Here is a 24,651-nt window from a genome sequence, read left to right as displayed (position 1 = left end):
CAATGAGTTTCGCTCCGGGGCGACATCGAAAGACGCTCCACGGAGAAAAGAAAAATGAGGGGGAATTCGTTGCCCTGCATCTTGTGACAGAGCAACATGATGGATCGGAATTCAACGCATTGTCTGGCGATATTCCCGCTGCCATACCACCATTCCTCTATGCAAATCTTGTGCCATGTGTATCCCTCAATCCGGAAATTCAGGGGTAAGAGCTTGCCGCTCTCGGAGATGGGGGAATTTCTCAGGATTTCGGCGGGGTCGTAAAATTTCCAGAATTTCGGAAACGGCTTCCAGAAAAATGGAAGCCGCTAGTCCTCCCGGATTGGATACAATCTTTGCTACATCGGATCCGTCTGCCCGGGCACCTATCCCACCATCCCTTGCGCGACGAGCAGTTCCGCATTGAGCAGGGCGCTTCCGGCTGCGCCGCGGAGCGTATTATGTCCGAGGATGACCATCTTGAAATCTAGCAATGAACACGGTCGAATTCGCCCTACGACCGAAGCCATCCCCCGTTCGCTCTCACGATCAAGCCGGGGCTGAGGACGGTCCGGTTCTGACCTCACGATAATTGGGTGCGAGGGAGCTGTCGGCAATTTCAGTTCCTGAGGGAGTCCCCGGAATGTCGCCAGGGTCGAGATAACCTCCTCCATTGAAGGTTTCGTCTCCAGCTTGATGGAAACGCATTCCAGATGGCCGTCGAGCGTCGCCACGCGATTACACTGGGCGCTCACGGTGAGCGGTGCAGGGAAGACTTCTTTTCCGTCACAACGCCCCAGAAGTTTCAACGCCTCACGCTCGAGTTTGTCTTCCTCCTGGGGGATGTAGGGGATGACGTTATCAATGATGTCCAATGATGCCACGCCGGGGTATCCGGCCCCTGACACGGCTTGAAGAGTCGTGACCATGACCTGTCGCACGCCGAACCGTTCCATAAGGGGTTTGAGCACGAGCACGAGGCTGATGGTCGAACAATTGGGATTGGTAATGAGGAAGCCTCGGTCAAATCCTCGTCGCTGCTTTTGCCGCGGGATCAATTGAAGGTGATCGGGATTTACTTCGGGGATCACCAAAGGAACATCCGGCTCGAGCCGAAAGGCACTCGCATTACTGGAGACAACATATCCGGCGCGAGCGAATTCCATCTCGACCGACCGGGCGACATCAGCAGGAAGCGCGGAGATGACGAGCTGGCAGTTCAAGGTGGGAAGACATTCCTTGATTTTCAGGGTCTTGATTTTTTCGGGAATCGGTGAGGGCAACAACCAGTGAACGGCTTCCCCATAGGAGTGACCGGCCGTCCGATCCGAGGCGGCCACCTCGGTAAGCTCGAACCACGGGTGATTTTCCAGCAGCGCCACCAATCGCTGACCGACGGCTCCGGTGGCTCCGAGAATTCCGACCGCAATCTTCTCCTTCCTCATCCGATGAACTCCTTGTGAATGCTCCGCACGGCGTGGGCTCTTTCCCTGTCGCTCACAACAAGGGAGATATTGCGCTCGGATGATCCCTGGGCGATGGCAATGATGTTGATGCCATCGCGTCCGAGCGCCGAACAGAGTCGTCCGGCGACGCCCGGCGTTCCTCTCATTCCTTCGCCGACGACGGCGATGATCGCCACGCCATCCTGAACGCCAATGCGTTGAAGGTCACCCCGACGAAGTTCCCGCGCAAACTCTTCTCGCAACGCTTTCTGAACGACGGGCGCATCACTCTGCCGCACGACGAAACAGATGCTCTGCTGAGACGATGCCTGGGTGATGAGTAATACGTTGATCTTTTCTCGCGCTATGGTATCGAAAACCCGGGCCGTCATCTCCGGCACACCGAGCATTCCCGCTCCTTCGACGGTCACCAGGCTCAGATGGCCGATGGCGGAAATCGCTTTGACGATATGATTCATCGGCGATGTGCGACGAACGATTCGGGTGCCGGGGAAGTCCGGATTGAATGTGTTCTTGATGCGCAAGGGGATCTGGTGTTCGATGGCGGGAAAGACTGTCTTCGGGTGAACGACCTTAGCCCCGAAGTAAGCCAACTCGGCGACCTCGTGATAGGAGAGTTCTTCGAGCGGGCGACTGTTGGGTACGACCTTGGGATCGGAACTCATCACGCCGTCTACATCCGTGTAGATCCAGATCTCATGTGCCCGCAATGCGGCACCGATGAGCGCGGCCGAATAATCCGAACCTCCACGTCCGAGGGTCGTGGGAACACCTTCCCTGGTGGCCCCGATGAAGCCGGTGATGACCGGGACAATTCCTTTCCGAACCAGCGGGAGAATGATTCGCCGGCAACGCCTGGTCGTCGGTTCCATCAGCGGAGAGGCCGCTCCGAAATGATCATCCGTGACGATGAGCTTGTGCGCATTGATGGCGCGGGAGACAAGCCCCTGCCGATTCATGTATGCCGCGAGAATTTCTGCCAGCAGCCTCTCCCCGAAGGAAACGATGGCATCGAGAGCCCGGGGCGGAGCATCGCCGAGGTAACTCATGCCGATAAGAATCCGGTGTAATTCCTCTTTGAACCGATCAACCAGGTTTAACAGCCGGGTGCGTTCCTTCTCTTCGGGGAAGAGGGATCGGATCGCCGTCGCATGCCTTTCTTCAAATTGGATGAGGCGCGTCTTCAATTCCTGCTCCTGTCCCATGGCCGCCGCCTGCGCGGCTGACAGGATGAGATCCGTGATCCCGTTCATCGCCGAGACGACCACAACGGGCCGCTGCTTCACATGATTACGAATGATGTCCGTGACGCGGCGGAGGTTCTGAGCGCTCCCGACCGACGTGCCGCCAAATTTCATCACGATCATATCCGGCGTCCCTACTCACTCACAGGCTGTTTGAATTCATTGCCCCCACCCGTTCCGAATCAGTGGAAGCCCTCAGCTCTACTGCTTGACGGAAAAGGTGGATTTTACACGCATGCGAGATGCTCTTGCAATGCGCCGACCATCTGAGCGCGATCACCTCCATGATTGTGATATCCGGCCCCAAGACGAGAACGGACGCGCCGTGTGACTTGGGGCGCTTCACCGATGGTTTCTCAATCAAGGGTTTCATGAGAGCGAGCCCTGCCGGCCCAACACCGGAAATGAGCGGCGCAGATTTGGGCCTGCGAACGAGCCCCCAGACAACAGCTTGCTCAACCTGTTGAGAGAAGTCGCTCGTTCTCGGCGGCCGGACGAGCGCTGAAAACTTGGTAGCGTGCGCTTTGCGCATACGTGGTACTGAGTTCCAGCGTACACACAAGACGTGTCCGTTCTTCCAGGTTTCCCAGGAGATGACCCAAAAGGGTTAGGTGAAGAGATCAGCCTTATGAGATCCAGAGGCACGTCATCATTCCTTAGGGCGAGCGGATGGTTGACCCCTGACGATCACGTCCCCACCAATAGGTCAATCCACCGAAGGGGGGATTTTCTCGTAGTAGGCGTTACCGGCACAAGCGCGACAAAGAGGCTGGCCATTCACCACTACTTCACGGTGGTCATTGACTCCCTCGCCGCACCGGGCGCAGAAAACACGCGATCGAGGGCGACCGGGGAGATCCTCCGGTGACAGGGCGATGCGAACCCGTTCGTAGGTGAAAAGTTCGTCATCCGGCAGCGTTCGATAGGCGGCCATCTGTCTGTCCTTCTTTGTCGGCAAGTGGGAGAAAAGCTCATCGGCCAGAACCCGACTGCTGTCGCGCGCCACAACGCGATAGGCGCAGCCGGTCCTCGTGTTGATGAATGTTGCCGCAACTTTCCCATAATCGAAAAATTTCAACGTTCTCTTTCCCAGACGGCAGCCGGTCACAACGCTCAGGGCGTCGGTAGCACACCGATCAATTTCCACACACACAATGAGGCTTTTCTCTTTCTTTGGATCCTCGACGCCAACGAGGCGGCAGCCGAGAATGCCCATGCGGAGGCCCAGGATTTGGCCGGGGCAGAGGTGCCCGTGAGCCTTTGCCGCTTGCTCGATCAACTCGTCAAGTGACTCCATCGGAAACAGGGGTCCAGTTTCCAAAAAATCTCGGTCAGTGGCTCAATGATGCGGCCAGGGGGCGTCTCCCGATAAATGCTAGGTGAACGGGTACATGATCCACCCAAGCAGCAGCGCGATCCCAAGGAAAGCCCCAAAGACCTTGGCTCCGTAAGTGACCCGGTCTTTCAGCTCGTCCTTGGTCGTCACGGCGAAGACGACCGAAACAAAGAGTGCGAAAAGAACCATTGCTGCCAGATGCATCTACTTCTTCCTCCCGATAGCGAGATCGTAGGCATCGAGAATGACCAGAAAGTTCAACAGTCCAGCCACAAGAACGAACGTATTGCCGTACTCGTAAGTAGGCGCATCGGCGTTGACCGTCAGTCCCACACGGAGAAGGAGGCAAAGGACATAGAGCCCACCAAGCCCCACATTGGCCAGGAAAGGGAAAAACGAAAGCCACTCGCCTTTTTCGGGAACGTAGAGATGTCCCGCCATCCAGAAGAGTCCGCACACGAACATCCCGACGACGCTCAATCCCAGTGCCAGTCCCCGCCCCCAGCGACCCTGAATGAAATGACCGCCGCCGGGAAAAACAAATCCGGCGACCACGGCGGCAATGGCTTTGAGCGCCTGCGTCAGTGATCGGGCTTGGGAGTCCAACCGGCTCGCCGCCGGAGAACAGGGTGACGGACTCAGCTCTTGTACGAGGGGGACTTCCGGGGGATCATCCTCCAGCAATGTTGACTCCGTTGTTGAATCCAGATGTTCCTTGTTCGGCGACAAAGCTTTTTCCTCGTTCATGAGGGAGTTTTCATGAAAGGTAGGCATTTTACGTGTCAGCTTTCGAAAGTGTCAAGATGCGACGTCTGGTTGCTGACATCCTTCCGCATTGCGTAAGTTGGTTGGAAGTTCGATCGAGCCGATGAGCGGGAGTATCGAATCGAGCGAGCGCTGCTTACAGTATCGGTTCAACCCGTCAATGATCTTGATGGAGGCCAGTGGATCATAGTAATTCGCCGTCCCCACCTGGATGGCAGTCGCTCCCGCGATGAGAAATTCGAGGGCATCTTCTGCCGTGGCGATGCCCCCGATGCCAATTACCGGGATTGCTACGCGGCGGGCAACCTGAAAGACCATACGCAGGGCAATGGGTTTAATGGCCGGTCCTGACACGCCACCCATGACTGTAGCCAGCCGGGGTCGTCGCGTGTAAATATCCACGGACATGCCGAGGATCGTATTGGTTACCGAGACGGCATCAGCTCCGGCCTTCTCCACTGCCACTGCGACATCTCCAATATCGGGGGCATTGGGCGACAGTTTGACGAAGACCGGACGGTGGGCCAGGCGTTTGCAGGCTTCCGTCAGTCGTGCCGCCTCACCGGGATCATTTCCGAACTCCATTCCGCCCGACGAGACATTGGGGCAGGAAATATTCAGTTCGTAGGCGTCCACACCGTCAGCATCGTTGAGAACACGGATGACGTCGAGATATTCGTCTCGATTGAAGCCGAAGACATTGGCGATAATCCGGGTATCGTATTGCCGCAACTGAGGCAACACATCGCGCACAAACGCCTCCACACCGATGTTCTGCAGACCGATGGAGTTGATCATCCCGCCGTGTGTCTCAACGATTCGGGGAGGAGGATTACCCTCCAGTGGGCGGTAGGAGAGACCCTTGGTACAAATCCCGCCCAGGGCGTTGAGATCAAGAAGGGGAGCGAATTCCACTCCGTATCCGAAGGTTCCACTGGCCGTGAGCACCGGATTCTTGAAACGAATGCCGGCAATTGTCACCGAGAGGTCAACCATGCCTCAGCCCATTTTATGATGCGCTGGCCGGGAGGTCCTCCCATGCCAGCTCGTCGGCAGAGAAAACGGGCCCTTCAATACAGACCCGTTTGAACGTGACTCGATGTGTCGTGCAGTCTCTCACCGGGACGACGCAGCCCAGGCATACGCCGAACCCGCAGCCCATCGCCGCCTCGACCGAGATCTCCGCCGGAACCCGGAACTCCCGTGATAAGCGGGTGATCTCCCGAAGCATCGCTGAGGGGCCGCAGGCAAAAATCCGAGCCGGACACGTTGCGCCCTGGCGAAGCTCTTCTTCGAGTGGTTCGGTCACAAGTCCTCGGCGACCAAACGAGCCATCTTCAGTCGTGCAGACAATGGCCTCTCTCCCCAGAAGGAGAGTGAAATCACTCAGCCCCGCCGGTTCCATCTCCGGTCGAGCAGTGGCTTCGCCGTGAAACAGTTTCACGTGGATGCCCCGCAGGGAGAGTTCTTCAGCCAGCATGTAGAGGGCCGGTAACCCCACGCCACCGGAGACGAGGTACACTTCTCCCGTCGAAGGAGTGAGCGTCTCAAAATGAAAGCCCCGGCCGAGGGGGCCGAGGAAATCAATCGTGTCGCCCGGTCGTGCGCGCCGGAGTTGTTGTGTCCCCCGGCCCACGATCTTATAGATGAACTCGCAGTCGGTTCCCGTGTCGCGCTCCTTTACGCGATAGAAGACAAACGCGCGACGAAGAATGGGCTCGATCTGGTCGCTGGGGCGAAGCATGGCAAATTGACCGGGCTGAGGCCGAAGGGGAATCTTCAGCGAGAGACGCAGCCGCCAATAATTCTGTCCTTCGGGGTCATTGCTGACGACCGTGGCGCGAGTCTCGATCATTGCGGTGACAGATGGTGGAGTGGGAATGGCCGTTCTTTCACTTCTTCTGCGGTTTTGAGTCCTTGGACGATTTGCCCTCTTTGGTCTCGGTTGCGGCGAGTGCAGTCACCTGGTCGCGGTAATCTGGCGCAACCCAGATATAGGCATCCTTCCGGAGATTCTCGATGTAAGCAGTCACCGCGGGTTCGGCCCGCTCCTGAACGATCCGCATCTGGATCCGTCGTTTCAATTCTGCATCGAGCGGCTTCAACGTGCGCTCCCGGCGATCGGTCACCTTGAGGATTTGAAACCCGTCGGAAAGTTCGATGGGATCGGTTACGTCGCCAACCTTCTTCCCCTCGATGGCCTTAGCTTGGGCATCGCCCAGCGTCCGCCGGGGCCCCAGGGCGAAGGTCCCGATGTCTCCTTTCATTTTGGCCGAGGGCCGGGACGAATATCGCTCGGCTAACTCACCAAAATCCGCACCCTCGCGCAACCTCTGTATGATCTCCCGGACCGTCTGCTCGGCCTGGGCTCTCGTTCGTTCGGTAAAGGGCACGAATATTTCGCTGAGGCGAACTGTCTCGGGTTCGGCGAACTCATCGAGATGGTTCTTGTAGTATTCTTCGATGTCCCGGTCAAAGATATTTTGAAAGATCCGCGAGTAAACCTCCCGGCTGAGGACGGCTTCGCGCTGGAAGCGCATGCGCAGGGTCTGTCGCACCTGATCCGGATCAAGCCCCGCTTCAGACAGTCGCCTCTCACAGTCCGCCGGAGGGATGTTCTGCTGCTTGCACCAGTTGAGAATGAATTCGTTGATCTGCGACTCGACGTTGATCCCCAGCTCATTAGCCTTTTGTACGAGGAGCTGATTATCAACCAACTGCTGGAGGAGGTTCTTCGTCGCCTGCTGGTATGCCTGTTCGAGCTGTTGGCCGGTGAGCCCGGATTGCTGTAGCTCCTGCCGAATTTCCATTTGTGCCCGCCGATAGGTCGAGAGCGTAATGATGTCGCTGTTGACCCGGGCGATGACTTCGTCAATTAACACGCGCTCTTCCTGGCCGAGAGGTGATCCAGGTGAGGGGAGAGATGCCATCATCCAGCCGATAAATACGACGCACAGGTGACCGGTCATCTTCATGATCGTTCCTTCGAGAGCGACATTCTACGCTGCCTCGTGTGGCGATTCAAGGGCAGGACACCAACGATTCGGCGAGTCCACGGGACCGACTTCCATCCGAAAGGGACCGCCTCAAAGTTCTGTCAGGACATTTGCTCACGGAGGAGGTAAAGAGCCGACCATTGCTGCCCAGTGGATGAGGTTTAGCCGGAAGGATTCATGAAACATGTTCGGAACCAGCGCCGATTAAAGGCTCCTGCAATCGTGACCTTCTCCATGAGGGCGATTACTGACCATTGGTTGCGTCTGGAATAGGGCGTTCGTGAGAAATTCTTGCCCCCTGACTGCACCCGTGATTTCTCGTGTGGAGACATTTTGGGGATCACATAACATCCCGGGATATTTACTCCCGGGGAGCTTTGATGGTGGACTTGAAAACTTCTTTATTGACTTTGGAGCAGGCTCGAGGGTTTATACTACTGCTGATGAAGGTGAACCGGGAAGAAGGCAACCGGCTCAGGATCGGCGAAGTCGCGGCGCGAAGCGGCCTGAGCCGGGATACGATCCGCTATTACGAGCGGCTGGGCCTTTTGCCGAGACCCATGCGGACCCTGAGCGGGTATCGCCTCTACGAGACACGCGTGGTGGAACGGCTCGGTTTCATCAAGCGGGCGCAGAGCTTCGGCTTCACGCTCGATCAGGTCAAGCAACTGCTGAGCTTGGACAGGGCCGATCCCCAGACCTGTTCTCAGGTCATTAAGATGATCGAGGGAAAACTCGAAGAACTCGGTCGTCGCTACCAGGAAATTCAACGGCTTCGGCGCGAACTGTCGGTTTACAAAACCGAATGTGAACGTGCCATCGCTAACGTAAATCCTGCCCCCTCATTGAGGATTTTATTCGCCCTCGGAGGCGCCTCCATAACGAAGGTAAAATGAAAAGCCAGACAGAATCAATGAGGAGAGATCACGAAAAACCCTGAAGCGAACGGGGATTGTCATGAATCTTTCGCGCACTCTGTGCCTGAAGAAGACAGACATGCCAGCGGATGAAAAGTGCTGGCGGATAAGCAATCCGCAGGAGCCTTTCCTCCGGCGGGGGATGAGGTCATTTTCGGGGAGGAATAATGATGAGAGAAAAGTTGACACTGGGCGCATCCATCATAGCTGCGGTCACGGCGTCACTTTGTTGCATCGGGTCGTTGGCGACCGCACTCCTTGGTATTGGCAGCCTTGGTCTGGCCACTGTGTTTGAAGCGTGGCGACCGTATTTACTGGGCATTGCCTTCGTGCTGCTGGCCGCCGCTTTCTTTTTCTCCTATCGGAAGCGGGAGATCGCATGTGGGGAGGGCGCGTGTACAATCGGAAGCGCTTCGCGCTGGAATAAGATCACCCTCTGGATTGTAACGGTTGTGATCCTTTTGTTGGCGACATTTCCCTATTATTCGGAACGACTCTCGGCGGCTTTGAATCGTCGGCCAGGCGAACTCTTACAGTCAAGGCAACCGGCAGCGACCGAGCGGCTGATGAAGCTGCGACTCGGTGTCAAAGGCATGACCTGCGGCGGCTGCGCAACGAGCCTGGAGGCTGCGCTCAAGGAAATTTCCGGCGTGCACTCGGCGATGGCGAGCTACGAAAAAGGCGAGGCCATCGTCGAGTACGAGCCAGCGCGGGTGAAGATGGATCGTTTGGTCGAAGCGCTCAAGAAGGGAGGATTTACGGTCGAATCTGTGACGGCGACAATTCCCATCGAGGGGATGACCTGCGCGGGCTGCGCTGAGTCGGTCCGACAGGCGCTCACCCAGCCCGAGGGAGTAAAATACGTTGAAGTCACCTTTGAAAAGAAACAGGCTGTCGTGGCTTTTGACCCGGAGAAGATCACACTCGACCGCCTGATTGAACTGATCGGTCAGATGGGATTTAAGCCAGGATTATGAGAGAGGGAGGCGACGATATGCCCCCTATTTCGGCGAAGATTCACTCTCGCTGTCGCGTCTGCGGAGAGACGGGGAAGCCCGTCAAGCGGAGGACCATAGAGCACCTGCTCAAGGAGTCCTCTCTGCCACGCTTGACCGATCATCCTTACTTCTTTTGCGCGACGCCGACCTGTTCGGTCGTTTATTTTTCCAATGAGGCCGATTCGTACTTTCACAAAGCCGATGTGAAGGTCCGCGTCGGACTGAAGGAAACTGAAGACCCCGTGCCCGTGTGCTACTGCTTCAATATCACCGAGAAGATGATTCATGACGAGATCGAAGCGACGGGGCGAACGACGATCCCCGACTACATCCGGGCGCAGGTCAAAGCAGGCCGCTGCGCCTGCGAAATCAAAAACCCTTCGGGCCGCTGCTGTCTGGGAGTTGTGACCGAAGTCGTGCGCAGGGGATTGAAATTACGAGGGATCGCCCATGAGCCCAATGATCCTCCACGAGCGATGAAACTGTTATGTTCACAGGAGGTGAACTGTGAGGACGCCATGTTGCACAACTGATCCACGTGACCTCGTGGCAAACAGACGCGCGTCGCTCCTGCTCTGGAAATTACCCCTGGCAGTATTCGTTGCGGGGTTCTTCGTCAGCTCAATCACTCGCACGGTGATCTGGGCAACTTCACTCGTTGTGGCCGGTACGGCGTGCCTCATCAATGCCCATCGTTGCCGCAGGGTACATTGTTATTTCACCGGACCTTTCTTTTTGATCGGCGCTGCCGCTTCTGTGGCTGATGGATTGGGGGTGCTTCCGCTCGGGACACGTGGGTGGATATGGATTGGTCTGGCCGTGATCCTGGGAAGCTGTATCTTGACTGTTTTGTCAGAGCGTCTCTGGGGAAGATACGCTGATGGAAGCGCCGGCTACCGATCTCGGGCACTGAAGATCGAGGGAAAGGATAGTTCAAGTTCACGCATGAGCTGTGACTGACGCGTAGCGCGGGCAGGGAAAAGACTGTTGGCCGTCGAATCACGAAATCCTGCACCGACAGGTGGATAAATGCATCCACCCGTATTATCGGTAAGCCGTTCTTCACCCACGGGCAAGCCGTTCGATCAACTTTCCGACACCTGTCCGGAATATTTCATCAGGCGGGAGCAGGCTGATTACGACGTAACCCGGCTCGGCGAAGTCAAAGAAATAGCCGGGGTGAACAAGCACTCCATCTGAATCAAGGAGATTCAACGCGAACTCCTCCTCATCTTCGACGCCCGGAAGTTGGAGGACGGCATACCACCCTCCATCGGCAGCCAGAAGACGACAGCTCGAGCTGAGGGAAACGACCTTTGCCAGCATGGTGCGATTGGCAATCAGACGATGGAGAATCTGGTCCGCCAGCACGTTTCGTTGGGTCATCCATCTGGGAAGGGCATGCTGGACGGGTGTACTGACCGAGAGATATGTATCAGAGATGATCTCCAGGCGAGAGAGTGCTTCATCGGCCAAATGAGCCGGACCCGTCACGACGATCCAGGCGAGTTTCATCTGCGGGAGGCCCAGGACCTTCGAGACTCCGCTCACCGTAAATGTCAGAACTTCAGATGTCGTGACGAGGGTTGGCACCCGTTGATCGTCACTCTGGCTGTGGTGGGTGGATCTCGGTTCGCCTGCGACATCCGCCGGGAAGAGATAATCCCCGAAGACCTCATCGCTGATGAGTGCGAGGTTGTGGCGATGGCAAAGCTCCACAAGAGCTTCTCGCTCAGCCAGAGTAATGACGGAGCCGGTGGGATTATTGGGATTGATGAGAACCAGGGCTCGGGTGTCCGAGCAAATGGCTGCGGCCAGTCGTTCCATATCTATGCGCCACCGGGAATCATCATAAACGAGAGGATACGCATCCAACCGAACATCGTTGAGATCGGCCAGGAAATCAAGGAGGGGATAACTCGGCCGGGGAACGAGAACTCGATCGCCAGGATTTAACAGCAGGCGGAAGAGGAATGCATAGGCTTCACTCGTACTGGCCGTAAGCAACAGATGTTCTTCATCCACGCTCCACCCCTTTTCCTCATAGTATCTTGCAATGGCTTGCCGCGCTTTAAAGAGTCCTTTGGGGTGGGGTTCGTAAAGGAAAGCGTCGGCATCGGTCAAAGCTGCCAAGAGATTCGACGGATAGGCGAAGTCGCACCGCGTGGGATTCGATTCGGTGAGGTCCCACAGGGGAAGTCCCATCTGTCGGCGCTCGCGGAGCCTCCGGGTTAGTCTGTTGACGGTGAGATGCCATTCTGTTCTCCGCGAGAACATGAGGAAAAATGATAGCAAATCCAGGGCCAGGAGTGCTGTGACCAGTGACGGGGCGAGAAGCCAGCTCTGCCGGTAAGCGAGCCTGCCGCATGGCAAGGCTATCGTGAGCGAATCCCGTGCGGAGGCCTTTGAGAAAAACAATCAAGCGGCATCGGATGCATCCTGAGCCGACGCCGCAAGTCCTCGACGGGCATTATCGCCGCACGCGACGCCTGCGAGCACCAGCTGCTTTTGAAGATGTGCTTGACAGCACCTGAGTCAGGGATATAATGCTGGCCGAGCTTGGCGCCCTTGGGTGTTCGGGAAGGGTCATCATGCGGAGAAAAGAACTTTTTTGTCTCGTTGCGTCCGTTGGGATCTGTTGCGGCCTGGTTCCGCGCGTCATCTCCGGGGGGGAAGAATCCTTCCGTCGTCAAGGGCTTGCTGACTTGCGATTCGCGGACCTTCGCGAGCCTGATCTTCGGATTGTCCGGCTGCACGAGCAGGCGAATCGAATCAGATTGAAGGAGGTCTCCCCGCTGCCTCTTCATTTTGAGGCTCCGGCAGGGATTAAGGCGTTGTTCAACCGGGGACTCGTCAGTCCTTCTGCATTGGTGGCGGGCGATTTTGACGAGGATGGGACAACAGATCTGGTATGCGGTTATATCGGTCCCGGTGGGGGGCTTCTGGCGCTTATGCTGGGAAGCCATGCGGCGTGGGCCGAACGAGGAAAACAGACGCCCGGTTTTGATCAGGAGCCTGGACGCGCTCAACCTTTCGAGCTACCCGCAACGGTGTTTGTCGCCGCCGAAGCGCCTGATTTCATACTTTCGGGAGATTTCGATGCTGATGGTCATCAGGATCTTGCTGTTGCCCGGCGCGGTGGCATGACGCTTCACTATCTCTTTGGAGATGGGCGTGGCGGATTTCTCCGACGCAAACAGGTTGATCTCGGCGGGCGAGTAACAGCCCTGGCCGGTGGGGACATCAACCGCACAGATGGACTGGGAGATGTCATTGTCGCCGTCGAGCGGGAGGACGAATCCGCACTTCTCATATTTGAGGGACCGAACGGAGCAGCCTGGAGTCTCCCGGAAAAGATCCCTTTACCGGATCTGGTTACTGCTCTGGGTGTGGGTCCGCTCGATGACGACTACACAATTGACCTTGTTGTCGGAGCGGGACAGCACCTTTTTCTCCTCAGGGGGCGCGACCGAAAGCTATCGCAGCCGGAGATTGTAAGCCGTTCTGTCCCACCGCCCACGATTGAAGCCGTGCCTTTTCCGGCTCGGATAGTCTCGCTCGCTGTTGGTGATTTTGTTCGCGATCCGGATTATCGCTCTGAGGTTGCTGTGCTCGATGAGTTCGGAATACTCCATCTGTTCGGGGAAGAAAGTGGTGAGCTTGGTGCGGAAGGGAGTCTTTCCCCAAGGCCCGCGCTCCTTAAGGAGCAATGGCAGAGTCCGGTCCCTGCCATACCCGATCCCGGACCTGGTAATCATCTTCTTGCCAGCCGCCTATCGGGCTTGTCGGCTGAGGAACTTCTCGTTGTATCACCGATGGAGCGGGAAATCCGGATCTTTTCGCAGCCGCTTTCAGGAGAAAATGATCGCGGCTCTATCCGGAGACGGGCATCTCTAGATTTGATCGCTTCGCTTAAGCTCAGAGAGGTACTAGTGAGCATCCAGTCCCTCCGCCTAAATGTGGATGCCATCAGTGACCTTGTTGTCATGCGCCAGGGAGATATCGCACCAACACTGGTGATGTCAACGGCTGCCCAGACATTCACCGTGACCACCACCGGCGATAGCGGGCCGGGATCGTTGCGCCAGGCCATTCTGGATGCCAATTCGAGTCCCGGTCCCGATGTCATTCAGTTTGCGATCCCGGGGGACCAAGTCCCCACGATTGCACTGAGATCACCGCTGCCCGATATCACCGAATCAGTCACGATTGACGGAACAACGCAGGCGGCTGGCAAGGTGGAGATCAATGGGGCCGGGGCCGGCCAGGGTGTCAACGGGTTGACCGTTCGGGGAGGAACCTCGGTGTTACGGGGACTTGTCATCAATCGGTTCAATGTGAATTTTGTGCGCCTCGTGTCCGGAGATTTTCTGAATTCGGGGGGGAGCGCAATTGTTCTTGCATCGGCGAACAATATCGTTGAGGGCAATTTCCTCGGCACGGATGCCGCCGGGCGGAGCGCTCTCGGCAATGGGTTGGCAGGCGTGATCGTGACCGGTCCCCAAAACATCATCGGAGGGACGACTGCGACCGCTCGAAATGTGATCTCCGGCAATCTCATCGCCGTTGGTATTGCTACGGCCACGGCACGGCAGAATCGCGTTCAGGGGAATTATCTGGGTACGGATGTCAGCGGCTCGAGTTCCATAGCCAATTCGGGTGGTGTGGTCATTCTCGGTGGGGTCAACAATGTCGTCGGAGGTACAACGGCGGCTGAGCGAAATATCATTTCGGGAAATACCAAACCGCTGCCCGTCCCCACGCTGAGCGTGTCCGGAGGCGTTGCTGTGGGGAATCTGAATTCCTTTCAGGGTGCCGCGGGGAATCTCATTCAAGGAAACTTCATCGGTACGACCGTAACAGGAATGGCAGCCTTAGGCAACGGTGGGCCGGGAGTTTTTCTCGGAGAAACTCAAAACAATACGGTGGGGGGGACGAGTCGCGGAGCACGAAATATCATCGCTGCCAATCGTGGTGAAGGCATTCAAATTTACGGACGCAGTGCGACGGGCAATCTTGTGCAAGGCAATGCCATTGGGGTGGCCGTTGACGCAACGTCACCCCTGGGCAATGGCGGAGCGGGAATTTTGGTGACGGCCTCAGCGAGCACGACGCTCATCGGTGGAGCGACGGATACTGCCGGTAATATCATTGCATTCAACGGAGGCGGCGGGGTGATTGTTCAGTCAGGGACCGGGAACTCCATCCTCTCGAACTCGATCTTTTCCAATACCGGTTTGGGGATTGATCTGGGCGGCGACGGCGTGACGCCCAATGATGAGCGAGACCTCGACGGAGGAGCCAATGACTTACAAAATTCCCCCACCCTCACGGCGGCGACGTATTCAGATACGACGGCGACGATTCGCGGAAGTCTCAATAGCACTCCGGGGACGGGCTTTCGACTGGAGGTGTTCTCCAACACTGCGTGCGATGCGTCCGGGTTCGGACAGGGCCAAAGACCGCTCACGGTAACGAGTATAGCGACCGACGGCACCGGCGCCACCAATTTCTTCATCACGATTTCTCTCCCTTCGACGGCACGCCAGTTCATTACGGCAACCGTCACAAGCAGCGGGGGAAATACGTCAGAATTCTCCAGGTGTGTAGAACTCCTTCCCATTCGGCCCGTCATCGCGGTAACGCCCGAGGCGCTGGATTTCGGCCCGGTGATGGTTGGTCAATCGAAGAGCCTCACGCTGACAGTGCAAAACGTGGGGACAGCTCCCCTGACGGTGACCGGGATAGCGAGCGAGAGTTTCGTTTTTACGTTGAGCGGAGCCCTTGTGCCGTTCACTCTGTCGAGTCAAGCCAGTCAAACGATCACGGTTCGCTATACCCCTCCGGACAGGAGCGAGCATACGGGCCGGCTCACAATCACCAGTAATGATCCGGAACGGCCGACGGTGCTGGTGGCACTAACAGGTCGGGGGGCGCGGGGGCCGGGTATCCGCGCAACGCCCGATTCACTCGATTTCGGGAGCGTGGCTGTGGGAGAAGCTAGCGAGCGGGCGTTGAACATCGTTAACGAAGGAGATCTGCCGCTCACTGTGAACGGCGTTGATATAAGTGCCTCATCATTTACCGTCGTCGCCCCCTCGATTCCCTTCACGGTGGATCCCGGCAGCAATCAGGACGTGATGCTGCGCTTCAGCCCAGTCGGCGAAGGCCCTCAGCAAGCCACTGCCCGTATCTCTTCTAACGATCCCAATCGTCCATCAATTGTCGTCACCCTAACAGGCAGCGGGGAACGAGCTGTACGACGGCTGTCCGTGTCGGCCATGATGCTCGATTTTGGAACGGTGATGGTGGGCAGTTTTGCCGATCGAACGCTGACCCTCCGCAATACGGGCAATGCCACGCTCACCGTGGAGCAGGCGGTGATGAGCGACGCTCAATTCGTTTTTCATTCTCCGCCGCTTCCACTGAGGCTACGCCCCGGGACTGAGGCGGAGACGGTGATACGATTCGCCCCGCGAAATCGGGGACCGCAGACAGCCCTTCTCACGATCCGAAGCAACGCTGACGAGCAGCCCGCAATTGATATATCCCTGACCGGAGAGGGGATATTCGCACCTGCGTTCGAGGTGTCTCCACTCAGTCTTGACTTCGGGTCGGTCGCCCTTGGGCAAAGCGTTGATCGCCCGCTGACGATTCGTAATCGCATGGCGGCATCCGTCATCATAAACGCCGTCAGCAACAATCCCCGATTCCAGGTGAGTTCACCTGCCGTTCCCTTCACACTTACCGCCGGCAGCGAACAGGTTGTTCTCGTTCGCTTTGCCCCAACCCAGGAAGGAGCCGAAAGTGGCGTCATTACGTTCACGGGAGATGATGCCGGGATGACGAGAGTTGATGTGGCCGCATTGGGTCAGGGTGTGAGAGTTCGGATGCTCAGTGTTCCTGATCTTGATGCTGTTGCAGGAAGTGTGATCGCCCTCCCCGTGATGCTCAGTGATGGAACGGGTATTTCCGCTCTGCGATTCACCATCGAATTCGATCCAGCGATTCTCTCGGTGTCAAATCCTCAAGCCATAACACGGGGCGCGGCTGTCCCGACAGATTTTGAGTTCTCCGTGAACACGGCGATTCGGGGTCAGGTGACCATTCTCATTTTGCCTCCTCTTCAATTCCCCGTACCGACTCTTCCGAGCGCAGGCGGCCCTGTGGCTTTCATCCCTCTGCAAATTGCCCCTACGGTGCCCGATGGATCGGTCACAACGATCTTGTTCTCAGCCATCTCGGCGTCTGATCCAGATGCCAATCCTCTTTCCGTCCAGACACGGGATGGACGAGTGCGCATCACCAATGTTCGTCCCGGCGATGTGAATCTTGACGGGAAGATCAACGAGCAGGATTTGATTCGACTGATTCGCCACCTCACAGGGGAAAGCCCGCTCACAGGCAATGGGCTGAAAGCGGCTGACGTGAACTGCGATGGGCGTGTCAACGAACAAGACGCAGTCCGCTTGATCCAGTATCTGGCCGGGGCAAGACCTCTGCCAGACCGATGTGGCTGAATAGGAAGCTGGATCGGCGCGCCACTAGAGGTCGAGGGGCTGGCATAGGGGGTCGGTTCTCTGATACTCTATTTCCCGATGAACTGCCGGGGACAACGGGGTGTGAAAGTCGCGGTCATTGTCGCTGCGGTCTTGATAAAGTGCGTCGCCGCGTCAGATTTTCCATCGCCTGTTGGATACATCAACGACTTTGCCGGAGTGATTGACAGTGAAAGTAAGGAGGCGATGGAAACACTCATTCGCCGGTTCCGGGAACAAGCGGGGATTGAAATTGCAGTTGTAACGATCCCTTCGCTCGGCGGAATGCCCATTGAAGAGTATTCGATTGAGCTGGCGCGGCGGTGGGGTATCGGACAGAAGAAGGAAAATACCGGCCTCATGATCCTCATTGTTCCCTCCGAACGGAAGTGGCGGTTGGAGGTGGGGTATGGGCTAGAGGGGGACATCCCCGACGGACTGGCCGGAGAGATCGGGCGGCGCATGACTCCGTACTTCCGCGCCGGGCAATACGGCGAAGGGTTACTTCTTGGCGTTCGGAGTGTGGTCCAGACTATTGCGGCGAAACGAGGGCTCACCATTGAGGGAGCGGAAAGGCCCGTCGCTCCTGCTCGTCGAGCGAGGAAAGCCACGGGCGGCGTCCTGGTCGGTCTTTTTACGGCTCTCGTTTTTCTTTTCGTCATCGGAGCTTTCGTTTTCGCCATCATCGCTGCCAGCTCGCGGAGCCGATGGGCTGGCCGTCGCCGATGGGGGGTCGGATCCGACTGGTACTGGTATCCCATCATTTTTGGTGGTGGTGGTTCGGGCGGTTTCGGTGGCCGCCGGGGAGGAAGCTCGCACGGCTGGAGTGGCGGTGGCTTCGGTGGATTTGGCGGAGGGTCATTCGGCGGGGGAGGAGCCAGTGGGAGTTGGTGAGTGCTCTAGACTCATCGGATGCTGAATCTTCCAATGGCTCATTTGCGGTGGGGGAGCCATAAGATGGATGAGGAACTGAGAGAATTGGTAGCTTCCTTGAAGCGCGCGCATGGTGAGAATCTCGTGTCGGTCGTTCTCTACGGGTCTCTGGTTGTCGGTGACCATGTGCCGGATCGTTCCCAGCCAAATATCCTGGTCGTCCTTCAACGAATTACACCAGAAGATCTGCGCTTAGCGCGCCGCTCTCTAGAGGTTTGGCAACGACGCCATCCCTTGCCGCTGTACTTCACCCGGGAGGAAATGCTCGATGCGCGTGATGTCTTCCCCATTGAGTTCCTCGACATGAGCGCGGCCCATCGGGTTCTTTATGGGGAGGATCCCTTCACCGGACTTGACATTCCGACTCACAATTTGCGGCACCAGCTTGAGTTTGAACTCCGGGGCAAGCTCATCCGACTGCGGGAGCTTTATATCCCGGCCAGTCAAAGAGCCGACCGACTTCTCGCTTTAATGACTGATTCCATCGTCAGTTTTGCCACGTTATTTCGTCACGTTGTTCGCCTGTATGGTGTGGCCGATGTTGAGCACGCCAAGAGGAAGGTAATTGATCAACTGGGCCGCACTCTGGGGATGGATGTATCGCCCTTTCATGCCGTGCTGGACGCGCGAGAGAAGAAATTCCACCTTTCCTTGCAGGATGCTGACGATCTCTTCGCCCGGTATCTCGCGGCGATCGAGACGGTCATCCGGAGAGTTGATGCTTTGGAGGAGAGACCATGAGTGATATCTTCGAGCAGAATCAAAGCAGTCGAGAGGACTTCCGACAGGCCTACCTCCGTGAACAACAGCAGTTGGCGCAAGCACGGGCTGCCCGGACGCGCCGACGAGCTATTCTCGCCTTCGTCCTCGCAGGCTTGATTCTTGTCTTCGGCGTCGGATCGGCGTCCACCTACAACACCCTGGTCCGACAGCGGGAGGTCGTGCGCAGCAGTTGGTCACAGGTTGAAAACCAGATGCAACGCCGGGCCGATCTGATTCCTAATCTGGTGAACACGGTCAAGGGAATTACGGCCCAGGAGCTTGAGGTCTACAGTCGCATCGCCGAGGCACGGTCGCGGCTGTTGCGTCCCGATGCGACCCCACAAGAACGCGTGCAGGCAAATGCGGAAATCGAGCAAGCCTTGCCGCAGCTCCGCGTTCAGGTCCTGTCCCTTGCCGAACAATATCCACAGTTGCGGTCGAACGAGACGTTCCAGCGATTGATGGATGAGCTGGCCGGGACAGAAAATCGAATCGCTGTGGCCCGCCGGGATTATATCCAGGCCGTTCAGGACTATAACGTCACCGCGTCTCGGTTTCCGACGGTGCTCATTGCTCGGCTCTTCGGGTTCAGAAATATGGAGAACTATTTCACTGCTGCTCCGTCAGCCAGCCAGCCTCCGAAGGTTCAGTTTTAGTGCTGAAGGGAGCCAGCACGAACGGGCGAAAACTCCAGCACGCGGCTGCCCTACTTCCCGGTTCGAATCTCACCCACGGGGTGAGCTGGGGCACTCCGGACAATACCTCAGGCGAGGGAACTGCACTTAACAATTTCTTCCAATTCCGCGCAAAGCCTACGGGCGACGTTCGGCCAGAGCAGCCATCAGTCCCGTGTAACGGCGATTCATGTCGCGAAGATAAATGAGCAATTCTTCCTGTCGGCGCTGGGCATCCTCGTGGATGGTGCGGGTTGTTTCGTGGATGGCTTGGGTTGTCTCATGGACAGCGTGAGTCGTTTCCTGGACGGCCTGAATCGTCCCTAGCATGGCTTGGGTCGTCTCATCAATTGCCTGGGCGTTGGTTGAAGTGCAGGGGTGGTTTCCTGGAGGGCCTGGGTCGTTCCGAGAGCGGTACGAGTGGTTTCGTGAACGGCGAGAGTATCCTGACCAATCGTCTCGATGAGAGCACGGGTGGCTCGCCCGTAGTAAAGAACTCCATATCTGGTCAAGGTTAGTCTCGACACCGAGGCCATCACTGCTGCCAGACAAAGCATTTCCATAGGGTCCTTTCCCCTTGCGAGATCACAAGGAGAGGCTCCGGAGCCGTCAAGGAGATGGAAATTTACGAGCCTGGGAATATTTCGTTGGAACCGTTGTAGTGGTGAGCAAATAAGAACAGTGGTACTAACGGGCAGGCGTGATATCCTTGAAAACGTTCTGACCGGAAGCAATGTTGTGCGAGCTAATGGTCGGGAAACAGGGTTTCACTCGTTGCCCTGAGGGTCATCCTCGATAGCAATGGAACTGATTTTTTGAAGTCTTTCCCTCACCTGAGAGGGCTCAAATCCAAGCCGGAGGAGATAGTCAAAAAGTCTTTTCATTTCAGCGCGGGTGTGAGGGTGACCCCGGCGACGAATCCACCCTTCAACGGCGCGGTCCATAAGGGTGGTTTCCGTCTCCCGGGTATAGATGTCATCGAGGGTTCGATCAATGAGATCTTCAGCGATCATTCGCTTGCGCAGTTCGTTTTTTAACCGGCGGCGACCGACGGGTTTCGTTTCGACGCGCATGTGGGCGTAGTCCGCAGCGAACCGAACATCATCCAGGTAGCCAAGCTCTCCCAGTCGAGCGATGACCTGGCTGATGATGGACTCGTACCTGGGATTTTTCTCAAGAAGTTTCTGACGGAGTTCCTCCCGGCTGCGAGGACGGAGTGCCAGAAGACGCAGCGCCCGCGCCATGATCTTGTCATAGGATTGCTGGTCTGTCATCGGTAGCAGCCGATGTCTTCTTACCGACGAGCTGTTTGACGTGGCGGACAATGTGTCGTGCGCCGATGCCATAGGCGTCGAGTAGTTCGTCCGGTGTTCCTGAGTGAGGGATTTCCGTGACCCCAAGTGAAACCACCCGAATTCCGTCCCCTGAAAGAGCCTGGGCCACGGCGTCTCCAAGCCCACCGTCACGATAGTGATCTTCCACGGTCAGCACCAGTCCTCCGGTGGCCTTAGCCGACCGGCGGAGGGTTTCCACGTCAATCGGTTTGACCGAGAAAAGATCAATGATGCGGACGGGGATGCCCTCCTGAGCGAGAAGCTCGTGAGCCTTCAAGGATTCGTGCACGGTGATGCCGGCAGCCACAACAGTCACAAGGTCGGCTGGACTCTCGCGCAGGATCTTGCATTGTCCGAGATCGAAAGGTTCGTCGGGACGATACAAAACCGGAGTCTTAGGGCGCGTTGTGCGGATGTAGGCGATGCCTTTGTAACGAGCTGCCAGTTCGACGGCGCGTTCGGCGGAAACCGCATCCGCCGGGTAGAGGATCACTGAACCGGGGATAGACCGCATCATGGCAAGGTCCTCCAGCCCCATCTGAGAAGGCCCATCTTCTCCAATAGAGACACCGGCATGCGATCCGCACAACTTGATGTTCGCCCGTGAGATGGCCGCCATTCGGATATGATCGAAAGCCCGCGTGAGGAAGCAGGCGAACGTAGATGCGAAGGGGAGGTAGCCTCGGGCAGCGAGACCGACGGCCGCCCCGATCATATTTTGCTCGGCGATGAAGGCTTCAAAGAACCGATCCGGATGCTCCTGGAGGAACTTTTCGGAGAAGGTCGAATTCTTCGTGTCGCCATCCAGGACGACGACGCGAGGGCACAGATGGCCGAGTTTGGCCAGAGCTGTGCCGTAGGCTTCGCGGGTGGCTACCATCTCGCCGAGGGAGTAGCTCGGTGGAGGAAGCGAGGGGATTGCAGGTTCAGCGGAGGCCAGGCGTTGCTTCTCCTCGCCGGTCGAGGGAGGGCGCCGTAGTGACCGAGACGCCGACGGTCGGGCGAATCCGTCACCGTCAGTCATCAGCTCCTCGAGGGCTCGGTCCGATTCCTCGCCTTTTTTGAGGGGTTTCCCGTGCCAGCCCTCGCGGTCTTCGAGGAACGAGACGCCTTTCCCTTTGATCGTCCGGGCGATGATGACCGAAGGCTGTCCTTCGACCCTCCGAGCCTCATCCAGAGCAGCAACGATCTGCCCCATGTCGTGTCCATCAACGGTCAGGGCGTGCCAGCCGAAAGCGCGAAACTTCGCCTCGTAGGCAGCCAGGTTATGACCGTACATGGTGGCTTGACTCTGGCCTAACCGGTTGACGTCTACCAGGGCGATAAGGTTATCCAGGCGATAATAGGCCGCCAGCGATGCCGCTTCCCAGACCGATCCCTCCGCGACTTCTCCATCGCCGAGCAACACATAGACGGTGTATGGCAGACGGTCCAGGTATTTTCCGGCTATTGCCATGCCGACGCCAATCGAGAGGCCCTGACCGAGCGAACCCGTCCCAACTTCCGCCCAGGGGAAACGAGGGGTCGGATGACCTTCGAGTTCGCTCTCGAAACGTCGGAGCGTCATCAGACGTTCAGCCGGGAAGGCTCCTGCTTCCGCCCACGCCGCGTACAGGATGGGTGCAGCATGGCCTTTCGAGAGGATGAAGCGATCGTTCATCGGATGGGCGATGTTGGCCACGTCGTACCGCATCGCGTGGAAGAAAACAGCCGTGATCAGGTCGGCACAGGACAAGCAGGACGTCGGATGACCGGAACCGGCTTCGGTTGTCATGAGAATTGCGTGTCTCCGCAGTCGCTGTGCAATTGCGCGAAGTTCAGCGAGATGGCTCATAGGCTATTCAACATCGTCATTAAGCATCAGCCACACAGGCCGGGATTGTATCGCCCAGAAGAAGGAATCTCAAGAGCGTCACCGAGGGTTCCCCATAAGCCAGAAGATGGTCGTGGAACTCCCGGAGAGAGAAGCGCGATCCCCACTGCTTGCGTGCGGCCTCTCGCAGTTCCTGAATCTGCCACTTCCCCCAGGAGTAGACGAGGACGAAGGGGTCGCGTGTGTACCGCCAGACCTCACGACGAGCATTGTCATGTTGCTGGTAGCACTCACGAACGAGGAACTCGATCCCTTCATCCAGCGACAGATTGTCCGTGTGCATCCTGGTTCCAACGATGAGACGGCCAATGCGCCAGAGGGCTTCGTGGAGCTGAAACAATCGGAGGCGCGGATCATCTTCGCCATACCCTTCGTCGAGCACCATCTCCTCGCAGTAGTGCGCCCACCCTTCGATGAAGCTTCCCGTTCCAAAGATCTTTCGCACCCGCGAGGGGGTTCGCCGACGATGGAGAGACTGGACGTAATGACCGGGATAGGCTTCGTGAATAATCGTAGCCACCTGAGCGAACCGGTTGTGGGCGCGAAGGTATTCTCTCTGGTTCTCCGGGGGCTGCGCTGAGTCAGCGGGGGTCACATAGAAAAACGTCGGAAGGCCGTCGGGGTCAAAAGGTCCGGGAGCATCGAGCGCAGCAAAGATGAGACTGCGAGAAAAAGGCGGTGTTTCCACGATGAGGAGATCATCTCCCGGGGGAATCGTGACAAGCTCGCGTTCCTCAATGAAGCGCCGGATCTCCTGAGTACGGTGGCGGTAGGAGGCAATCAGATCCTCCCCTGTGGGGTGATCCTCGGATAGTTGTTCCAGGAGTGTCGGCAGGGGGACGCCCGGGGCAATGCGCGAGGCGATGTCCTCCATTTTTCGTTGTGTGGTCCGCAACCGTTCGAGGCCACAAGCAAGAATTTTTTCCACCGGCGTGGTGATGTGCTCCAGAAGGCGAAGGAGGCGATGGAAGAGATCACCACCCAGCGCGAATGTCCCACTTGCCTCACGTCGGAGTTCGACATCCAGAAACTGAAGGAGGTCCTGACAGGCGTCGGCTGCTCGCGCACTTGCGCGTTTGAACTGATCCGCCAGATCACGGTTGGAGATATTCTCGGCAAAGGTCGGCACGAGGGAATCGAAGAACGATTTCGCCCCGGTCAGCTCCTGCCGGGCAATCTCGATATAGATTGGCGGAATTCCCGCGGGCGCCGTGGGAGAGGACGTGCGGGCGTAATTGAGAAGAGCGCTCCGGGCCTGGTCGAAGAGGCGAGGAATGGCATCCATCCGCTGGCACGCCGCCATGATCCGTGTTTCGCTCGGAGCGTATTCCCTCGCGAGCAGACTGTAGACGGACCAGCAGGCGACGTCGCTGTACCAGCTCGGATCACGGGCCCACCAGCGAACGGAATCAAGAGACAGGATCTCCGCTTCAATCTCCGAGACGACAACGCAGTAGTCCGCCTGTGAATCCGGATCAAGTTGCGTCCAGTCAATCTCCCGTCGCAACCGCTGACGGACATCTTCCAGACGCCGGCGTTGGTCCGCGAGAAGTTCGTCGGACCGGTCTTCCAAAAGGTGATCGTATTGGTGGAACCCGACGGCTGTCGCGGATGTGGGATGAAATGTGAAATAGCAGGAGAGAAACTCTTCAATCATCCGATCGAGTCGGTCCCTTAGAGCCGCTTTCATCTCCCTGTCCTCCTCGATGAAACTGTCACAATAACACCGTCGAGAACGGCGATGCAAGCGGGTGGGGAAAATCCGTGTGACCTTTCAAAACGTCAGGAAGTTCTCTATAATCCCCTCTCATGCGACGCCCGGTCGTCGTGACAGCT

20 protein-coding genes are annotated in these 24,651 nt (G+C 57.4%); 7 read left to right on the top strand and 13 right to left on the bottom strand.

Annotated elements, in window-relative coordinates; all coding sequences use genetic code 11:
* Window positions 1-365 precede the first annotated feature (365 nt).
* The 8 genes from asd to VNM72_07550 form a co-directional block, all read right to left on the bottom strand.
* Window positions 366-1,424 carry an aspartate-semialdehyde dehydrogenase gene (asd, locus tag VNM72_07585; protein ID HXF05261.1) on the bottom strand — a complete coding sequence of 353 codons (1,059 nt, stop codon included), beginning with the start codon at window positions 1,422-1,424 and terminating at the stop codon, window positions 366-368.
* Complete coding sequence (locus VNM72_07580; protein HXF05260.1) at window positions 1,421-2,812, bottom strand: aspartate kinase; 1,392 nt, start codon at window positions 2,810-2,812, stop codon at window positions 1,421-1,423. The genes asd and VNM72_07580 overlap by 4 nt, the downstream gene beginning before the upstream one ends.
* 583 nt (window positions 2,813-3,395) lie before the next feature.
* Window positions 3,396-3,986: an FmdE family protein gene (locus VNM72_07575; GenBank protein HXF05259.1), complete on the bottom strand. Its 591-nt coding sequence runs from the start codon at window positions 3,984-3,986 to the stop codon at window positions 3,396-3,398.
* A gap of 78 nt (window positions 3,987-4,064) precedes the next feature.
* On the bottom strand, window positions 4,065-4,229 hold the full coding sequence (locus VNM72_07570) for a hypothetical protein (GenBank protein ID HXF05258.1): 165 nt from the start codon (window positions 4,227-4,229) through the stop codon (window positions 4,065-4,067).
* Window positions 4,230-4,772, bottom strand: coding sequence for a DUF6677 family protein (locus VNM72_07565; protein HXF05257.1), 543 nt, complete (start codon window positions 4,770-4,772; stop codon window positions 4,230-4,232).
* Between the two features lie 51 nt (window positions 4,773-4,823).
* The gene (locus VNM72_07560) at window positions 4,824-5,786 is read right to left on the bottom strand and encodes a dihydroorotate dehydrogenase (GenBank protein ID HXF05256.1); all 963 of its coding nucleotides are present in this window, start codon (window positions 5,784-5,786) and stop codon (window positions 4,824-4,826) included.
* Window positions 5,787-5,799: 13 nt separating this feature from the next.
* A complete protein-coding gene (locus VNM72_07555) occupies window positions 5,800-6,645 on the bottom strand; it encodes a dihydroorotate dehydrogenase electron transfer subunit (protein ID HXF05255.1) in 846 nt (281 codons plus the stop codon).
* 37 nt (window positions 6,646-6,682) lie between these two features.
* The gene (locus tag VNM72_07550) at window positions 6,683-7,765 is read right to left on the bottom strand and encodes a peptidylprolyl isomerase (protein HXF05254.1); all 1,083 of its coding nucleotides are present in this window, start codon (window positions 7,763-7,765) and stop codon (window positions 6,683-6,685) included.
* Window positions 7,766-8,229: 464 nt separating this feature from the next.
* On the opposite strand from VNM72_07550, the gene VNM72_07545 reads away from it, so the two are divergent.
* The 3 genes from VNM72_07545 (at window position 8,230) to VNM72_07535 (ending at window position 10,234) form a co-directional block, all read left to right on the top strand.
* Window positions 8,230-8,682, top strand: a complete 453-nt coding sequence (locus VNM72_07545) for a MerR family DNA-binding protein (GenBank protein ID HXF05253.1) — start codon at window positions 8,230-8,232, stop codon at window positions 8,680-8,682.
* A 188-nt stretch (window positions 8,683-8,870) separates the two neighbouring features.
* Window positions 8,871-9,680 (top strand): copper ion binding protein, encoded by an 810-nt coding sequence (locus tag VNM72_07540; GenBank protein ID HXF05252.1) that lies wholly within the window; start codon window positions 8,871-8,873, stop codon window positions 9,678-9,680.
* Window positions 9,681-9,697: 17 nt separating this feature from the next.
* Window positions 9,698-10,234: a hypothetical protein gene (locus VNM72_07535; protein ID HXF05251.1), complete on the top strand. Its 537-nt coding sequence runs from the start codon at window positions 9,698-9,700 to the stop codon at window positions 10,232-10,234.
* A 529-nt stretch (window positions 10,235-10,763) separates the two neighbouring features.
* On the opposite strand, the gene VNM72_07530 is transcribed toward VNM72_07535, so the two are convergent.
* Window positions 10,764-11,906 carry a pyridoxal phosphate-dependent aminotransferase gene (locus VNM72_07530; protein ID HXF05250.1) on the bottom strand — a complete coding sequence of 381 codons (1,143 nt, stop codon included), beginning with the start codon at window positions 11,904-11,906 and terminating at the stop codon, window positions 10,764-10,766.
* A 386-nt stretch (window positions 11,907-12,292) separates the two neighbouring features.
* Here VNM72_07530 and VNM72_07525 point away from each other — a divergent pair, with 386 nt between their 5' ends.
* From VNM72_07525 to VNM72_07510, 4 genes are all read left to right on the top strand, one after another.
* Window positions 12,293-17,221: a choice-of-anchor D domain-containing protein gene (locus tag VNM72_07525; GenBank protein HXF05249.1), complete on the top strand. Its 4,929-nt coding sequence runs from the start codon at window positions 12,293-12,295 to the stop codon at window positions 17,219-17,221.
* Between the two features lie 78 nt (window positions 17,222-17,299).
* On the top strand, window positions 17,300-18,133 hold the full coding sequence (locus tag VNM72_07520) for a TPM domain-containing protein (protein ID HXF05248.1): 834 nt from the start codon (window positions 17,300-17,302) through the stop codon (window positions 18,131-18,133).
* A 63-nt stretch (window positions 18,134-18,196) separates the two neighbouring features.
* The gene (locus tag VNM72_07515; protein ID HXF05247.1) at window positions 18,197-18,913 is read left to right on the top strand and encodes a hypothetical protein; all 717 of its coding nucleotides are present in this window, start codon (window positions 18,197-18,199) and stop codon (window positions 18,911-18,913) included.
* Window positions 18,910-19,590: a LemA family protein gene (locus tag VNM72_07510; GenBank protein ID HXF05246.1), complete on the top strand. Its 681-nt coding sequence runs from the start codon at window positions 18,910-18,912 to the stop codon at window positions 19,588-19,590. The genes VNM72_07515 and VNM72_07510 overlap by 4 nt, the downstream gene beginning before the upstream one ends.
* Before the next feature lie 156 nt (window positions 19,591-19,746).
* Here the strand turns inward: VNM72_07510 and VNM72_07505 are convergent, their stop codons facing one another.
* From VNM72_07505 to VNM72_07490, 4 genes are all read right to left on the bottom strand, one after another.
* Complete coding sequence (locus tag VNM72_07505; GenBank protein ID HXF05245.1) at window positions 19,747-19,938, bottom strand: hypothetical protein; 192 nt, start codon at window positions 19,936-19,938, stop codon at window positions 19,747-19,749.
* A 437-nt stretch (window positions 19,939-20,375) separates the two neighbouring features.
* Complete coding sequence (locus VNM72_07500) at window positions 20,376-20,882, bottom strand: regulatory protein RecX (protein ID HXF05244.1); 507 nt, start codon at window positions 20,880-20,882, stop codon at window positions 20,376-20,378.
* The gene (locus VNM72_07495) at window positions 20,860-22,776 is read right to left on the bottom strand and encodes a transketolase (GenBank protein ID HXF05243.1); all 1,917 of its coding nucleotides are present in this window, start codon (window positions 22,774-22,776) and stop codon (window positions 20,860-20,862) included. Before VNM72_07495 ends, VNM72_07500 begins: the two co-directional genes overlap by 23 nt.
* 19 nt (window positions 22,777-22,795) lie before the next feature.
* A complete protein-coding gene (locus VNM72_07490) occupies window positions 22,796-24,505 on the bottom strand; it encodes a DUF885 domain-containing protein (protein ID HXF05242.1) in 1,710 nt (569 codons plus the stop codon).
* Window positions 24,506-24,651: the final 146 nt, after the last annotated feature.

It is taken from the genome of Blastocatellia bacterium, from assembly GCA_035573895.1.
Taxonomy (GTDB): domain Bacteria; phylum Acidobacteriota; class Blastocatellia; order HR10; family HR10; genus DATLZR01.
Note: the sequence above shows the minus strand (reverse complement) of the source record. Positions and strands in the feature narration are given on the sequence as shown.

Coding starts and splice junctions, on each gene's coding strand:
- asd (HXF05261.1), bottom strand. CDS start 1,424: ATGAGGAAGGAGAAGATTGCGGTCGGAATTCTCGGAGCCACCGGAGCC.
- VNM72_07580 (HXF05260.1), bottom strand. CDS start 2,812: ATGATCGTGATGAAATTTGGCGGCACGTCGGTCGGGAGCGCTCAGAAC.
- VNM72_07575 (HXF05259.1), bottom strand. CDS start 3,986: ATGGAGTCACTTGACGAGTTGATCGAGCAAGCGGCAAAGGCTCACGGG.
- VNM72_07570 (HXF05258.1), bottom strand. CDS start 4,229: ATGCATCTGGCAGCAATGGTTCTTTTCGCACTCTTTGTTTCGGTCGTC.
- VNM72_07565 (HXF05257.1), bottom strand. CDS start 4,772: ATGAACGAGGAAAAAGCTTTGTCGCCGAACAAGGAACATCTGGATTCA.
- VNM72_07560 (HXF05256.1), bottom strand. CDS start 5,786: ATGGTTGACCTCTCGGTGACAATTGCCGGCATTCGTTTCAAGAATCCG.
- VNM72_07555 (HXF05255.1), bottom strand. CDS start 6,645: ATGATCGAGACTCGCGCCACGGTCGTCAGCAATGACCCCGAAGGACAG.
- VNM72_07550 (HXF05254.1), bottom strand. CDS start 7,765: ATGAAGATGACCGGTCACCTGTGCGTCGTATTTATCGGCTGGATGATG.
- VNM72_07545 (HXF05253.1), top strand. CDS start 8,230: ATGAAGGTGAACCGGGAAGAAGGCAACCGGCTCAGGATCGGCGAAGTC.
- VNM72_07540 (HXF05252.1), top strand. CDS start 8,871: ATGATGAGAGAAAAGTTGACACTGGGCGCATCCATCATAGCTGCGGTC.
- VNM72_07535 (HXF05251.1), top strand. CDS start 9,698: ATGCCCCCTATTTCGGCGAAGATTCACTCTCGCTGTCGCGTCTGCGGA.
- VNM72_07530 (HXF05250.1), bottom strand. CDS start 11,906: ATGGGACTTCCCCTGTGGGACCTCACCGAATCGAATCCCACGCGGTGC.
- VNM72_07525 (HXF05249.1), top strand. CDS start 12,293: ATGCGGAGAAAAGAACTTTTTTGTCTCGTTGCGTCCGTTGGGATCTGT.
- VNM72_07520 (HXF05248.1), top strand. CDS start 17,300: ATGAACTGCCGGGGACAACGGGGTGTGAAAGTCGCGGTCATTGTCGCT.
- VNM72_07515 (HXF05247.1), top strand. CDS start 18,197: ATGGATGAGGAACTGAGAGAATTGGTAGCTTCCTTGAAGCGCGCGCAT.
- VNM72_07510 (HXF05246.1), top strand. CDS start 18,910: ATGAGTGATATCTTCGAGCAGAATCAAAGCAGTCGAGAGGACTTCCGA.
- VNM72_07505 (HXF05245.1), bottom strand. CDS start 19,938: ATGCTAGGGACGATTCAGGCCGTCCAGGAAACGACTCACGCTGTCCAT.
- VNM72_07500 (HXF05244.1), bottom strand. CDS start 20,882: ATGACAGACCAGCAATCCTATGACAAGATCATGGCGCGGGCGCTGCGT.
- VNM72_07495 (HXF05243.1), bottom strand. CDS start 22,776: ATGAGCCATCTCGCTGAACTTCGCGCAATTGCACAGCGACTGCGGAGA.
- VNM72_07490 (HXF05242.1), bottom strand. CDS start 24,505: ATGAAAGCGGCTCTAAGGGACCGACTCGATCGGATGATTGAAGAGTTT.